Origin of the sequence: Streptomyces sp. AcH 505 (assembly GCF_000818175.1) — a bacterium.
Lineage (GTDB): Bacteria > Actinomycetota > Actinomycetes > Streptomycetales > Streptomycetaceae > Streptomyces.
Map to the genome: position 1 here is coordinate 6586804 of NZ_JTIY01000001.1, position 14323 is coordinate 6601126.

At 70.1% G+C, this 14323-nt stretch carries 16 protein-coding genes and 1 pseudogene; 11 read left to right on the forward strand and 6 right to left on the reverse strand.

The genetic code is table 11. The annotated features are described in order from the left end of the window. Nucleotides 1-33 precede the first annotated feature (33 nt). The 6 genes and pseudogenes from HY68_RS28865 (at nt 34) to HY68_RS28885 (ending at nt 7169) form a co-directional block, all read left to right on the forward strand. Complete coding sequence (locus HY68_RS28865; protein ID WP_078863842.1) at nt 34-846, forward strand: SDR family oxidoreductase; 813 nt, start codon at nt 34-36, stop codon at nt 844-846. Nucleotides 847-1496: 650 nt separating this feature from the next. Further along, complete coding sequence (locus tag HY68_RS28870; protein WP_041994317.1) at nt 1497-3062, forward strand: DUF4331 domain-containing protein; 1566 nt, start codon at nt 1497-1499, stop codon at nt 3060-3062. A gap of 192 nt (nt 3063-3254) precedes the next feature. After that, nucleotides 3255-4622 (forward strand): tetratricopeptide repeat protein, encoded by a 1368-nt coding sequence (locus HY68_RS28875; protein ID WP_041994319.1) that lies wholly within the window; start codon nt 3255-3257, stop codon nt 4620-4622. After that, nucleotides 4619-6232, forward strand: coding sequence for a nickel transporter (locus tag HY68_RS28880; RefSeq protein WP_198533363.1), 1614 nt, complete (start codon nt 4619-4621; stop codon nt 6230-6232). Before HY68_RS28875 ends, HY68_RS28880 begins: the two co-directional genes overlap by 4 nt. Before the next feature lie 61 nt (nt 6233-6293). Beyond that, nucleotides 6294-6407 (forward strand): annotated as a pseudogene (locus HY68_RS45650) (alpha/beta hydrolase); the annotation flags it as partial. Between the two features lie 264 nt (nt 6408-6671). Next, entirely contained in the window at nt 6672-7169 is a 498-nt protein-coding gene (locus HY68_RS28885) for a hypothetical protein (RefSeq protein ID WP_041994323.1), read from the forward strand. 37 nt (nt 7170-7206) lie between these two features. Here the strand turns inward: HY68_RS28885 and HY68_RS28890 are convergent, their stop codons facing one another. Beyond that, on the reverse strand, nt 7207-8328 hold the full coding sequence (locus HY68_RS28890) for a peptidoglycan bridge formation glycyltransferase FemA/FemB family protein (RefSeq protein ID WP_041994328.1): 1122 nt from the start codon (nt 8326-8328) through the stop codon (nt 7207-7209). Between the two features lie 203 nt (nt 8329-8531). On the opposite strand from HY68_RS28890, the gene HY68_RS28895 reads away from it, so the two are divergent. Then, nucleotides 8532-8942 (forward strand): hypothetical protein, encoded by a 411-nt coding sequence (locus tag HY68_RS28895; RefSeq protein WP_241778708.1) that lies wholly within the window; start codon nt 8532-8534, stop codon nt 8940-8942. A 104-nt stretch (nt 8943-9046) separates the two neighbouring features. Then, entirely contained in the window at nt 9047-9706 is a 660-nt protein-coding gene (locus HY68_RS28900; RefSeq protein WP_041994330.1) for an MSMEG_1061 family FMN-dependent PPOX-type flavoprotein, read from the forward strand. Nucleotides 9707-9794: 88 nt separating this feature from the next. On the opposite strand, the gene HY68_RS28905 is transcribed toward HY68_RS28900, so the two are convergent. Then, entirely contained in the window at nt 9795-10316 is a 522-nt protein-coding gene (locus tag HY68_RS28905) for a hypothetical protein (RefSeq protein ID WP_041994333.1), read from the reverse strand. 69 nt (nt 10317-10385) lie between these two features. After that, nucleotides 10386-10808: a hypothetical protein gene (locus tag HY68_RS28910; RefSeq protein ID WP_041997498.1), complete on the reverse strand. Its 423-nt coding sequence runs from the start codon at nt 10806-10808 to the stop codon at nt 10386-10388. A gap of 223 nt (nt 10809-11031) precedes the next feature. On the opposite strand from HY68_RS28910, the gene HY68_RS28915 reads away from it, so the two are divergent. Then, the gene (locus HY68_RS28915) at nt 11032-11721 is read left to right on the forward strand and encodes a DNA-3-methyladenine glycosylase (protein WP_078863843.1); all 690 of its coding nucleotides are present in this window, start codon (nt 11032-11034) and stop codon (nt 11719-11721) included. A gap of 104 nt (nt 11722-11825) precedes the next feature. On the opposite strand, the gene HY68_RS28920 is transcribed toward HY68_RS28915, so the two are convergent. After that, nucleotides 11826-12206, reverse strand: a complete 381-nt coding sequence (locus HY68_RS28920; RefSeq protein WP_041994339.1) for a helix-turn-helix domain-containing protein — start codon at nt 12204-12206, stop codon at nt 11826-11828. 75 nt (nt 12207-12281) lie between these two features. On the opposite strand from HY68_RS28920, the gene HY68_RS28925 reads away from it, so the two are divergent. Beyond that, the gene (locus HY68_RS28925) at nt 12282-13211 is read left to right on the forward strand and encodes an NADP-dependent oxidoreductase (RefSeq protein WP_041994341.1); all 930 of its coding nucleotides are present in this window, start codon (nt 12282-12284) and stop codon (nt 13209-13211) included. A 62-nt stretch (nt 13212-13273) separates the two neighbouring features. On the opposite strand, the gene HY68_RS28930 is transcribed toward HY68_RS28925, so the two are convergent. Continuing rightward, nucleotides 13274-13498, reverse strand: coding sequence for a KEOPS complex subunit Pcc1 (locus tag HY68_RS28930; protein WP_241778709.1), 225 nt, complete (start codon nt 13496-13498; stop codon nt 13274-13276). Between HY68_RS28930 and HY68_RS45655 the strand changes: the two genes are divergently transcribed. Next, nucleotides 13477-13698, forward strand: coding sequence for an SDR family oxidoreductase (locus HY68_RS45655; RefSeq protein ID WP_078863844.1), 222 nt, complete (start codon nt 13477-13479; stop codon nt 13696-13698). The two genes, HY68_RS28930 and HY68_RS45655, sit on opposite strands and share 22 nt — an antisense overlap. Before the next feature lie 128 nt (nt 13699-13826). Here HY68_RS45655 and HY68_RS28935 read toward each other — a convergent pair whose 3' ends face one another. Continuing rightward, nucleotides 13827-14321, reverse strand: a complete 495-nt coding sequence (locus tag HY68_RS28935) for a GNAT family N-acetyltransferase (protein WP_041994348.1) — start codon at nt 14319-14321, stop codon at nt 13827-13829. Nucleotides 14322-14323: the final 2 nt, after the last annotated feature.

Consider the following 14323-nt stretch of genomic DNA (forward strand, 5'->3'; position numbering starts at 1 on the left):
CCTTCCCCTTGCTGGAAGCCCCAGCCTGGAGACATGAACGTGGCAACCCATCCCGTACAGACCCCGTCCTATCCGCCCTCGCTCTCCCTTGAGGGCCGCCGAGCCGTTGTGGTCGGCGGTACGAAGGGCCTCGGCGCCGCCGTCGTGAACCGCCTCGCGGACGCGGGTGCGCGCGTCATCGCGGTCGGCCGGTCCCGGCCGGACGAGACGCGCGCCGCGAGGATCGTCCAGGCGGACGTGACCACGCCCGGCGCGGCCGATCTTGTCGCCGCCGCAGTCGTCGAGGACGGCGGCCTCGACATCCTCGTCCAGGTGACCGGAGGCTCCGCGTCGCCGAGCGGCGGCCACGCCGCCATGACCGACGCCGACTGGGACGCCGAACTCACCCTGAACCTCCTCGCCGCCGTACGTATCGACCGCGCGCTGACGCCGCTCCTCATCGGCAAGGGCAAAGGAGCGATCGTCCACGTCGGATCCATCCAGAGCAGGATGCCGCTGTACGACGGCACCCTCGGCTACGCGGCGGCGAAGGCGGCCCTCCGCGCCTACAGCAAGGGCCTCGCGAACGAACTGGCCCCGCGCGGCGTCCGCGTCAACACGGTCTCACCGGGCGGAATCCAGAGCGAGAGCGCCAACGGCCTCGCTCTGCGTATCGCCGAAGCCCGTGGAATCAGCGAGGACGAGGGTATGAAGACGCTCATGGACTCGCTCGGCGGGATCCCGGACGGCCGCTTCGCCCCCGCGCACGAGATCGCCGACGTCATCGGCTTCGTCGTCTCGGACGCGGCGGCGTCTGTCGTCGGCGACGAGATCACCGTGGACGGCGGCACCGTCAAGACAACGTGACGGCCAACCTGACGGCCAACGTGACGTCCACGGCGCGCACATCGACCGCGGTGGTCACCAACGCATGACTCAACCGGTGGGGGCCCCTTCGTTCTGGGGTTCCCACCGGTTGTCGCTCGCTCACCACCGTCTTTCGTCATCACACCCCCTTCGAAGCAACGGCCGTTGTGGATTGCCGTTGGTACCGAATCGCTGCGGCGTTCACCCCGAAGGGTGAGTGGCACGTCCCGCGCCCACGGACAGCCCGTATCGCCTCCCGCAGGGCCCGGTTCCCGATCGGTCTAACGCGGCGATTCCGTGTCGCGATGTTTTCTCCGTCAGTTTGAGCGGCGCCCTTAGCGGCTGCCACCTGCGACTTCCGTCCGGCGAGCCCGTCCGACGCACCCGGCTGCCCGTGGACGTACGGCACTTCTCACCCGTTTTTCATGGTTCGCTGCCATCTGTGCGGTGGCCCGTTCCACCGCGCAGTGGTACTCGACCGGCGAAGGCACCGTGCCCCCGTGCCCTCGTGGAAGCCGCCCGGACTCGTCCTGATTGATGTCCCGCCCGCTGGGTCGACCGACCGCACCCTTGCCCACCTGACCCTGTTCTGCCGTGCGGACGATCCGCCGGCAGCGCGGACGGGCGTATCCGCAGACGAGAGGAACCCTATGAAGTCCCCCTCATCACAGCCGCGTTCACGACGCACCCTCGACCAGTCGCTGCTCGTTCTCGGCGCGAGCGCACTGGCCACCGGGCTGGCCGCACTGACCCTGGCACCGGGCATCAGCGCGGCCTCCAGCCATCGCGAAGCGCCGATGGTGGCCGGTGACCCCCGCGCGGACAACACCGATGTGTACGCGTTCACCAGTCCGGACCGCTCCGACACCGTGACCATGGTCGCCAACTGGATTCCCTTCGAGGAGCCCAACGGCGGGCCCAACTTCTACGCGTTCGCCGACGACGCCCGCTACAACATCAACATCGACAACACCGGTGACGGTCGCCCCGATGTGACGTACACCTGGTACTTCCGCGGCAAGGTCCGTGACGCCGAGAACCAGTTCCTCTACAACACCGGGCCCGTACGCAAGATCGACGATGCCAATCTCAACTTCCGCCAGGTGTACGACCTGACCGTCACGACCGACGGTCACACCGAGACGCTGCTGCACGACGCGCCGGTCGCCCCGTCCCGTACCGGCCCGGCGTCCATGCCCAACTACGCGGCTCTGCGGGCGCAGGCCGTACGCTCCGTGCCCGGTGGGGCCAAGACGTTCGCCGGGCAGGCGGAGGACCCGTTCTTCGCCGACCTGCGCGTCTTCGACCTGCTCTACGGCGGAAACCTGAGCGAGCGCGGCAAGGACACCCTGGCCGGTTACAACGTGAACTCCGTTGCCCTGCAGGTGCCCAAGAAGCTCCTCGCCCTGCACGGCAGTGCTGCTCGTAACCCGGTCGTCGGCATCTGGTCCACCACCGAACGCCACGGCGCGAACGTGTCCGACAGCCGGGTGAAGATCCACGGCGACGACTGGCGCCAGGTCTCCCGCCTCGGCAACCCGCTGGTCAACGAGGTCGTCGTACCGCTCAAGTACAAGGACGCCTTCAACTCCATCTCGCCGGACCAGGACCGCACCGTGCAGCCGGTCGTGGACAAGGTCTACGACCCGATCCTGCCCAAGCTGATCAAGAAGGTCTACGGGGTGCCCGCCCCGAAGGTGCCGCGCGACGACCTCGCCGAGATCTACCTGACCGGCGTCTGCAAGGCATGCGGTCCCATCAAGGCGGACCTCAACGCGCACAGCCTCAACAAGGACGCCAACCCGGACGAGATCGTCCCGGCGGAGGAACTGCGGCTGAACATGGGCGTCGCGCCGGCCAAGAAGCCGCAGCGGCTCGGCGTGCTCGCCGGTGACCTGGCAGGCTTCCCCAACGGACGCCGGCTGGCCGACGATGTCATCGACATCTCCCTGCAGGCCGTTGAGGGCGCTGCCCAGACAGGCACGTTGGTGCCCGCGCTGGCCGCAGGCGACAAGGTGGACAAGAACGACGCGCGCTTCGGCACCGCGTTCCCCTACCTGGCCCTGCCCGACACCAAGAACGTCAACGCCTCCCGCGTCGGCGCGCAGCGTGCGGGGATGACGAACCCCAGCAACGCGGCGGCGATCGGTGGAATCGGCGCCCTGCTGCTGGGTACCGGTGCCTACCGCATGAAGCGACGCCGCACCACCGGCTGACCTTTCCCGTCCCACGGTCGAGGGCCGGGCGAGGTACTCCCAGCTTCGCCCGGCCCTCCGGTCGCACCACCCGCGCCCGGCCGACGTGCCCACCGCATCCACCGCCGCGCCCAGAACCGCGCCACCCCCAACGCCCCACCCCCAACGCCCCACCCCCAACGCCCTACCGCTACGCGCTCCGCGAGGAGGACCGTGCCTCAGCCCACCGCCAACACGCCCAGAACCACGAGCCGCAGACGGCTGCGCACCACCGCCGTGACGCTGGCCCTGGGCGCTGCCATGTTCACCGCAGGCGCGGTGGGACTGTCGCCACAGAACACCGGACAGAGCACCGGGCAGGACACCGGCCGCGCGGGAAGTACGGGGGCGGGACAGTCGCCCGGCGCCGCCCGGGTCAGTTCGCTCGCCTCGATGCGGAAGCAGTTGGAGCGACTGCCGCAGGACGCCGTCGGCTGGGCGCAGTTGGGCATGGCCTACGTCCAACAGGGCCGCGTCACGGCGGACGCGGCGACCTATACGAAGGCGGAGTCGGCGCTGCGGCGCTCGCTGGACATCCAGCCGGCCGACAACTACCAGGCACAGACCGGCATGGGCGCCCTGGCGGCGGCCCGGCACGAGTTCACCACCGCGCTGTCCTGGGGCCGCAAGGCGACGGCCAGCAACCCCGCCAACGCGGCGGCCCAGGCGGTCCTCGCCGACGCGTACACCCAACTCGGCCGGTACCAGGAGTCGTACAGCGCCGTCCAGCGCATGGTCGACCTCCGACCCGACACATCCTCGCTCGCCCGCGCCTCCTACACCTGGGAGTTGCGCGGCGACATCCCCCAGGCCCGCGCCTTGATGAAGCGGGCCCTGGACGACGCGGCCGGCCCCGGCGACCAGGCGTTCACCCATCTGCACCTCGCCACCCTGGCTCAGGACTCCGGCGACCCACGTACCGCACTGCGCGAAGCACGCAGCGGCCTGCGCGCCACCCCGCACGACGCCGCCCTGCTGGAGGCACGGGCCCGTGCCAACGTGGCACTCGGCGACAACCGGCAGGCCGTCGACGACTACTCCGCCGCCGTCGCCATCGCACCACTGCCTCAGTACGTCGTCGGTCTCGGCGAACTGCACCAGTCGCTCGGCCACCGCGCGCAGGCCGACACCCAGTACGCGCTGATGCGTACGCAGGAGCAGCTGCGCCGGGCCGGCGGCATCGCCCCCGACGTGGACGACGTCCTGTTCGAAGCCGATCACGGCGACGCCCGCCGCGCCGTCGCCCTGGGCCGCGCCGCACTGCGGAACCGGCCCTTCATCGCCGTACAGGACGCCTACGCCTGGGCGTTGCACCGTGCCGGACGGGACGACGAAGCACTGCCGTACGCCAACCGCGCCCTGGCCCTCGGTACCCGCAGCGCGCTCTCCTTCTACCACCGTGGCACGATCCAACAGGCCCTCGGCCACCGGACATCGGCGCGTGCCGACCTCGAACGGGCCCTGGCCGTCGACCCGCACTTCCATCCTCTGTTCGCCACCGAGGCGCGCGACGCACTGCGCCGAATCGACTCCGCGTCATGAACCTCACCCTCCGCCGCGCACTCGCCGCCTGCACCCTGGCCGTCGCTGTCGGCGCCGCGAGCGCCGCAGCCGTACAGCCCGCCTCCGCGCACCCGTTGGGCAACTTCACCGTCAACTACCACACCGGCCTGACCCTGCGCACCGACCGGATCGACGCCCGCATCGTCGTCGACCGGGCCGAGATCTCCACGGCCCAGGAACGCCCCCAGGTCGACCACGACGGCAACGGCACCGTCACCCCGGCCGAGACCCGTACGTACGCCCGCGCCCAGTGCGGCACGGTGACCCGGCAACTGCGGGTCGAGGCCGGGGGCGACAGCGCCACCTGGCAGGCCAGGAGCAGCGCGTTCGCCTATCGCCCCGGCGAGGCCGGACTACGGACGAGCCGCCTCACCTGCGAACTCACGGCCGCCGTGGACCTGGCACACCCGGCCGACGTCACCGTACGAACCGGCTACGACAGCCGCCGCATCGGCTGGCGGGAAATCACCGCGCAGGGCAGGGGAGTCGCCCTGACCGCTTCCGACGTACCCACCGCCTCGGCCACCGACGAACTGCGCCACTACCCGACGGACCCACTGGCGAGCCCGCTCGACCAGCGGTCCGCCACGCTGCGGACCGCGCCGGGCCGCAGCGCCGGTGTCGTACCCGCCGCCCTGCCGGGGGCCGGACTGCTCACGACCGCCCTTGCCCGGGTCTCCGGCGCCTTCGACTCGCTTGTCGGTGCTCGCGAACTCACCTTCTCGGTGGGCATGTTGGCTCTCCTGCTGGCGATCGTCCTCGGGGCCTCACACGCCGCGATGCCCGGTCACGGCAAGACCATCATGGCCGCCTACCTCGCCGGGCGACGGGGGACACCCAAGGACGCGGTCGTCGTCGGGGCCACCGTCACACTCACGCACACCGCCGGCGTACTGGCCCTGGGGCTGATCCTCCCCGTCGCGACCGGCCTGGCGGGCGAGACCGTCCTGACCTGGCTCGGCCTCGCCAGCGGCCTCCTCGTCACCGCCATCGGCGGATGGCTCCTGCGCTCGGCCGTTCTCAACCGGTCCACACCGGGCCACTCGCATTCCCACGGTCACAGCCACGGCCACGGCCCCGCGCACCACCACGACCATTCACACCCACACCCTTCGCACTCCCACCCGCACCCGGCCCCCGCGCGCACCGAGAGCGACGGATCGGTCGTCGCCCTGCTGACGAAGGACGACGGCCACGAGCCGCATACCCACCCCGTGACCGGAGACCGGCACTCCCACACCGCACCCGCCGCCACGCGCGGCGGTCTGATCGGCATGGGCATCGCCGGCGGACTCGTACCCAGCCCGTCCGCCCTGGTCGTCCTGCTGGGAGCCGTGGCCCTGGGCCGTACGGCCTTCGGCGTGCTCCTCGTCCTCGGCTACGGGCTCGGCATGGCCGCCACCCTCACCCTCGCGGGCCTCCTGCTCGTACGGCTGCGCGAACGCATCGACCGAAGCACCCGCACCGCGACCAGCCCCCGCTGGGCGGCGCTCACCCGCCTGGCTGCCGTCGGCCCGATCGCCACCTCCAGCCTCGTGCTGCTCGTCGGCATCGGACTCACCTTGCGAGCAGGCACGGGCCCTTGGTAGAGCGGCGCAAAAACCCGTTGGTGGACCAGGTCGAGGCGCCCCGACGACGGCGTACTCGAACGCGGCGCACGGCTACATCGTGGCCACCATCGACGCCGCCGGGTGCGGTGACCGGCCCCGGCCCGCCGCCGAAGAGCAGACCCGCACCGACCTCCGCCAGCTTCTTCGCCGGGGGCTACGTGCCTCGCGCGCAACGCGCGGAGGCCGGGCACACCTGAAGTAAGTCCGGCCCGTAAGGCCAGTTCGTAGGGCCGGCAGACACCCCACCGCCCCGCCGCACCGGTACCGCCCACCGGCGGTACCGTTCGGTCGGGGCGGCACACCCGGCCACCGGTGCCCGGGCCGACGGGGGAGAGACACGATGCGACTCTCATGGCGTAGACGGCCGACCGGCCGGTCCCGACGGCTCCTGGACGTCGCCGGTATCAAGCCGGGATCCTTGGACGCCACCGACGATCTGGACGTCTGCCGACAGGTCGCCTTCCGGACAGCCCGGCGCGACCACGGCGCGACCACAGAGGTCTTGGCGATCGTCGAGGAACTGCTGGGTGACGAGACCGACTATGAGTTCGTCGTCACCGTCCTGGAGAACCTTCAGAACCTTGTCTCCCACGGCCTCGACACCTTTCGGCCCACCGACGAGATACGCCCGCTGCTCGGGCCCCGAACCGCGATCTGCTGGGACACCCTGACGGATTTCTGGAGCGCGGTGGCCGACTGGCGAGTGAGCACCGGCGTACCAATGGAGTCCTCAGCCGCCCTTCACAGCATCCAGAACGAACAGCTGAGGATGCTGTTGTGGACGGCGAACCGGACCCTGTCCACCGGAGACAAACTCGGGATCGCGGACGCGCTGCGCTACGAGAAGGCCGGCGGGGCGCCCGTCCCCGGATACAGCCACATCACCGTCGCGCTGCGCAGTACAGGACAGGGCTGATCCCGACCGGGTCGTGAGGATCCGCGACCCTTCGGACTCAGCGGCGGGACATGTAGAGGTCGAGTGCCCGGTGCAGGAACTTGTTGAGGGGGAAGTCCCACTCGCCGAGGTATTCCACGGCCTGGCCGCCGGAGCCGACCTTGAAGCGGAGCAGCCCCAGCAGGTGGTTGTCCTCCTCCAGCGTGTCGGTGATGCCGCGGAAGTCGTAGACGCTCGCGCCGAGTTCATGGGCGTCGGACATCATCCGCCACTGGATCGCGTTGTTCGGCTGGACCTCGCGCTTGCGGTTCGTGGAGGCGCCGTACGAGTACCAGACGTGCTCGCCGACGGTCAGCATCGTGGCCGCGGCGAGCACTTCGCCGTCGTGGTGGGCGAGGTAGAGCCGCATGCGGTCCGGGTCCTCGGCCGTCAGCGCGGTCCACATGCGCTGGAAGTAGCCCAGCGGGCGCGGGATGAACTGGTCGCGCTCGGCGGTCTCCACATAGATCTCGTAGAACGCGGGCAGGTCGTCGTAGTCACCCCGGACGACCTTGACGCCGGCCTTCTCGGCCTTCTTGATGTTGCGGCGCCACTGCTGGTTGAGACCCTGCTGGATCTCCTCCAGCGAGCGCCCGGCGAACGGGACTTGGAACACGTGCCGCGGCTGCCCGGCGGCGAACCCGTCCTCGTGGCCGGCCTCGGTCTGCCGCCAGCCCATCCGCCGAAGCCGGTCGGCGACGGCGAAGGCCCGTGGCTCGTCAGTGGTGGCCTCGGCATCGCGCAATTGCCGGGCCTGCGGGTCGGCGATCGCGGCCTTGACCGCCTCCGCGCTCCAGCGGCGGGCGACGACGGGCGGGCCCATCTTCACCGAGAAGGCACCCTGGGCCTTGAGGTACGCGAGCATCGGCTCCAGCCATTGCTCAAGATCCGGCGCGTCCCAGTCGATGACCGGACCCTCGGGCAGATAGGCGAGGTACCGCTTGAGCTTCGGCAAGGGCCGCAACAGCACCAGCCCCACCCCGACGAGACGCCCGCTCCCGTCGAACCAGCCCAGACTCTCCGCCCGCCAGTCCGGCTTCACGTCCCCCCAGGACGGCACCTGCATGTGGCTGGCCGAGGGCATGGCCGTAACGAAGGCCAGATGCTCCTCACGGGTGATCGCCTTGAGGCGGAAACTCATGTGCAGTGCTCCTTCGCTCGACGCGTCAGCTTACTGAGAGACACCGCCATACCCCGGTTCCGACGCCCCCGGCTCGTCGGGACGAACGCTTTCGCCACACTGCGTTGCTCCGTTCGGACCCGGCGCGAGGAGACACCAGAAGCCCACGTGGAACAATCGCTTCGTACCGGGTGCCGCGGTTGGCACAGCACGGGGGGCGTACGTTGACGACAGCGCGCGACCTGGTGATTGGCTACCTCGACGCTCTCCGCTCGGCCGGCGAGGCCCTGCGGGCGACGTTCCCCTCGGCCGAGCGCCATGCGGACGTGCTCGGCCTCGTCCGCTCGCACCGGATCAGCAGGACCGGTGAAATTGGCTCCTACTCCTCCAGCGTCCACGGGGCAGGCTGTCTCTTCGTCGGCCAGGACGGGTCCGAGATCGATGTGGACTTCACGGCTGACGGGGCGGAGATCTTCGATCTCTGGCGGCTGCGCCTGTACGGGCAGAGCTTGGCTGAGCCAGTTGATTTCACGGAGCGTGATCTGAGGTCGGGACTGGAGTCGCCGAAGCCCCTGCTGACCGAGGTACGGCCCGGGTGGTTCAGCGCTGGAGAAGTCGCACGTTTGACGGACTGAGGCCGGCGCGGCTCCACACCCGCGTCGCAACGAGGGTGGCCGTCTCTACACCCCGCACTCACCGGCCAAGATCAACCACAAGTCGGCCGACTAGGGTCGGAAGCATGACGACGCCCCTTGCCGACAGTGCCTTCGACTCGCTCCGCCTCGACGCCGTGCCGGACCAGGAGTCGCTGCGCCGCGCCTACGCGCTGCCCAGCGCCGCGGCCGTACGGAAGCAGATGACCGAACTCACCGAGCAGACCCGTCGGTTGATCGGCTGCTCCTCGTTGGTCCTGATCGCCAGCGCGGACGCCGAAGGCAACTGTGACGTCTCCCCGCGCGGCGGCCCCGCCGGGTTCGTCGCCGTTCTGGACGAACGGACACTGGCGATACCGGACGCGACCGGCAACAAGCGTCTGGACACCTTGCAGAGTGTCATCGCCACCGGACGGGCCGGGCTGCTGTTCCTGATCCCGGGGCGCACCACGACGCTCAGGGTGAACGGGCGCGCCTGCGTCTCCACCCGCCCGGAGCTGCTGTCGCAGCTCACCGCCGTGGGCAAGCCGCCGGCCAGTGCGCTGGTGCTGGGCATCGAGGAGGTCTACCCGCACTGCCCCAAGTCGCTGCTACGCAGCGCGGCCTGGAAGCCGGAGCAGTGGCTGTCGGCCGACGCCCAGCCGACCTCCGCCGAGGTAACCCTGGCCCAGCTGCGGATGCCGGAGCTGACGATCGCCGACATCGAGCAGACAGAAGCGGAATCGCTGAAGTACCGGTACGAGTAACGCCCCGATGCTGGAGGAGGCCCAGCTCCCCCGACGACTACGACATCGGCTCGCGCCTGGCCTGCCGAGTGGCTGTACCCCTCGGTCGTTACGCGGTGGGATCCACGTTCCACGCCGCAGGCAGATCGCTGCCGCAGAAGACACAGACGAAGTCGTCCTCGCGCACAATGTTGTGTTCCTGGCAGCCAGGGCAACGTCGGAACACCAATTCGTGGGTGAACCCGGAGGGCCGCCCAAGCTCAACGGCGTCCAGAGCACGGGCGACCTCCGCCCAGGAGCTGATGTCCGGGCAGTACCCGGTGGACTGATTGCTGACCTCGCTCACGGCCCACCCGTCCGACTCGCGCACGAAGCTGATCTCACCGGCACCCAGAACCATGTCGCCGCCGGCGCAGGCCACATGCTCGCTTCGCCGCGGCGCCAGCCGCAGCACACCGTCCGTACCGATCACGAAGGTGAACGGCTCGGCCAGCTCTGCCGCCGACCGCTCCGCGATCCAGCCGGCGAAGTCAGCCGCCGCGCCGATCCGACACCCGCCGCCGTCAATCCGAACCGCAGCCTTCAGCTCGACCGGTCCGACGTATCGGTATATCCGCCTCCACGCACTCACGTCAGCAAGCCCGGAGTGCTTCCGACAGGCGCCCCTCGTCCGCGCCGCCCGAACGCGTTACACCGGCCGTCAACTCCGGTCACCAACAAGCCCGTTCCTGTGCAGGCGGTACCAGACGATCCCAGCGACGACGACCCCCGCGGCCAGATAGACCCAGCCCAGTCCGGACGTGCTGCTGCTGTTGAGGGAGGACGCCGAGAAGGCGGCGGCGCCGACCACGGCGCCTATCCAGGCGCCCGGCGAGGCACGCCGACGCGTGCCCTGGCGAGCGCGGATGCCCGCGACCAGCGCGTAGGCGCCGAGGGCCAGGGCGAGACCGATGAGGGGAGCCGTCAGGCCCGGCACGCCGTCATCGGGATCTTGCAAGACCACGGCGGCGCCGAACATGACGGCGCACACCGGCGGCACCCAGAGGGGCAGGGTCGGGCGCGCCGCAGCACGGTGGGACTGGTGGGTTTGTCCGAGGCTGCTCCCGGCTTCTGTTGCGTTCATGTCGGCCATTGTGGCAGCCGAACGCCGCCGCCTCCCATCCCCCTCAGCCCTCGCCAAGTGCTGTCGTCGCAGCCCAGGGCACGAGGGCGGGCTCCCTCCGGTGGTGGAGGTTGTCCGTACCGTGGGACCATGGGGGACTGAGACACGGGACGCCTGCACGCAGAGTTACCCAGAGTAATCGCGGCGTTCGCGTGCACCGCCGCAATCCGGGCCAGTGATCAGCATGTCGCAGCACCCGAAGTCCAACGTCGCTGAACGTTCCCGCCGCGCGTCGTCGTCGATGACGCCGCAGCAAGCAGCCGAGTGGCTGTCCGGCCGCAACGCTGTCATCGGCCGTCTCGCAAAACTGGCGGGACCGCCCAAGTTTCCGAAGAGCAGCGAGCCCTACTTCGCCGTTCTGGTCCGGATCATCACCCAGCAGCAGTTGGCCGGCCCGGCAGCCCGGGCCATTCACGGCCGGCTGGTCGCGGCGCTGGGGGGCACCGTCACGCCTGAGCAACTCGACACCATCTCCGACGAGACGATGAGAGCCTGTGGGCTCTCCGGGAGGAAAGTCGCGTCTCTCCGGGACCTGGCCGGGAGGATCTCGGACGGCTCCCTCCGCCTGGGCGCCCGGTCGCTCTCCCACGAGAGCGACGAGGAGATCGTTGCCCAGCTGTCCGCCGTGCGCGGCATCGGCAAGTGGACGGCGGAGATGTTCCTCATGTTCCAGCTCCGCCGACTCGATGTCTGGCCCACCGACGACCTGGAGCTTCGCAAGGGCTACGCGAAAGCCTGGCAGGTGGAGCTTCCCAAGCCGAAACAGCTGGACGCGCTCGGGGATGAGTTCCGCCCTTACCGGAGCATCGCGGCCTGGTATTGCTGGACCGCTAACCGTCTCGACCTGGACGAGGGAACAGGCGCGGCCAAATAAGGCAACTGGACATCACGCAATGGCGGCAGATGCCGTTGACGACCACATGGCCCCTCAAGAGGCCACGATCACGTTCTATCCCGACCGGGTGAACCGGCCAGTCGTCAGTCCCGCCGTCCCACCGGCCCGGGATCGGCGTCGAGCGCATCGAGTACCGCGTCTCCGTGCATCCTCGCCCACTCGGTCAGCATGTGGATCGGATCGATCAACGTCGCCCCGAGCTGGGTTAGTTCGTACTCGACGCGGGGCGGCGCCTCGGCGTAGGCACGGCGGCGGACGAGTCCGTGCGCCGCAAGACGGCGGAGCGTCTGGGTGAGCACCTTGCGTGAGATGCCGCCGATCAGCTCGATCAGCTCGCCGTGACGCACCGGGCCCTGGCTGAGGCCGTAGAGCACGACCGCCGTCCACTTGTCGGCGATGAGCTCGATCGCCAGACGCGCCGGGCAGTCGGAGAGAAAGGGATCGCCGGGACCGAAGCCGCTCATGATGCCAAGGTACCTGTTGGTTCCTGTCGGAAACCTAGCCTGGGTTCTCTCCCCGTTCCACAGCCCAGGAGAGTCATGCGAGTCATCACCCAGCACACACTTGGCGGTCCGGACGTCCTCACCGTCGTGGACGCGCCCGAGCCTCGGCCCCTCCCCACCGAGGTCCTCGTCCGCGTCAAGGCGATCGGGCTGAACCCGCTGGAGGCGCGCCTGCGCGCCGGCGAGTTCCCGCTGATCGGCAGGCCTCCGTTCATCCTCGGCTGGGACATCAGCGGCGTGGTCGCGGAGGCGCCCCAGACGTGGCGGTTCAGGCCCGGCGACAAGGTGTTCGGCATGCCGCTGTTCCCGCGGGCGGCGAGCGCGTACGCCGAGGTCGTGTCCGCTCCGGCGTTGCACCTGGCACGCAAGCCGGCGTCGCTGTCGCACGTCGAGGCGTCGGCGCTGCCGGTCGTCGGGCTGACGGCGTGGCAGGGCCTCGTGGACCTCGGCGGTGTGGGCGAGGGCGACCGTGTCCTGGTCCATGGCGGTGGTGGCGGGGTCGGCCACGTCGCGATCCAGATCGCGAAAGCGCTCGGCGCGTACGTGATCACGACGGCCGGCCGGAGCAAGCGGGAGTTCGTGGAGGGATGCGGCGCCGACGAGGTGATCGATTACACGGCGGTCGACTTCACCCAGGCGGTCCGTGACATCGACGTCGTACTCGACACGATCGGCGGCGACACCGTCGAGCGGTCGCTCGAAGTGCTCCGCCCAGGCGGTCACTTGGTGACGGCAGTCGCCGAGGAGGACGCGGGACTCACCGCCAAGTACGAAGCGGCGGGCATGCGCTTCAGCGGCATCGCGGTCGACCCCGATACGGTCGCCCTGCGCGGCCTTGTCGACCTCGTGGAACAGGGCAGGCTCCGGGTCCACGTGCAGGAGACGTTCCCGTTCGAGCGTGTCGCCGACGCGCACCGACTGCTCGACGGCGGCCACCTCCAGGGCAAGCTCGTCCTCACCGTCTGATCCGGTCGTGGGGCCTGGCGGCCTGCGGATGCCGTTGTTCTCGCGCCGGAGCGGGCGGCCTGTCAGCAGTCCGCTTCGTCGACGGCGATCGATTCTCGCTGAGCGGTTCGGGCGACGCGCGAAAGGAGCGCGCGCAGCTGTTCCGCGTCCTGGGCGTCGAGGTCGGTGAGGAGGCGTGCCTCGGCGGCGGCGAGGCTGCGCCGCACCTCGTTGAGCCGGGTACGTCCGGTGTCGGTGATGAGGACCTGGCGCGCGCGCCGGTCGCGTGGGTCGGGCTTGCGGCTCACCAGACCGTGCGGAGCGAGCTGCGTGGGCGGCTCGCCACCGGCGAGGGCGACCAGGACGAGGTAACCGGGCGCGCCTCCGGGCGGGCGACCCCACCGAGATCGCCGACTTCGTCTCGTTCCTGGTCGGCCCCGCCAGCAGCTACGTCAACGGCTCCATCCTGTTCGCCGACGGCGGCGAACTCAGCACCCTGTCGGCCTGAGGAACCCCAACGGCCGGGACCTGCCGTGGCGGTAGCGGCAATCACGAACGGCCGCCGCACCGTCACCGCTCCGCGCACAGCAGCGCCGGCATCGGGGCCCGTAGCCGACCCACGAGCCGGCTCAAGGTCTATGGCTGGAGGTTGCGTTGATACCACGTGCCTGACTCGCCGCCGAGATCGGCCGGGGAGGCAGGACCGACGGGGACGAACCCGGCCTTGGTCAGGACTCTCTGGGACGCGGTGTTGTCGTGGGAGGTGGCGGCCCGCAGTGTGCGCAGCCCGTGCCGCGCGGTCGCCAGCCGGCACAGCTCCCGGACGGTCGCGGTCGCCACGCCGCGGCCGGCGGCTTCCTCCGCGAGGCGGTAGCCGAGTCTGGCCGTGCCGTTCTCCAGGTCGTACAGGTTGAACCTGCCGAGTACCGAGCCGTCCTCGGCGACGAGCACGTAGAAGGCGCAGACGCCGGTCTCCTGCTCGGCCAGCGAGGCGTTGTACCGGTCGGTGAACTGGTCGAAGAAGTCGTCGCCGCGGTCGGTGATCGAAGCGGCGAAGTAGGCGCGGTTCGCCCGCTCGAAGGCCAGAACCGCCGGGGCGTGGCCAGAATGCATCTGCTTCAGCTCGGGCATTG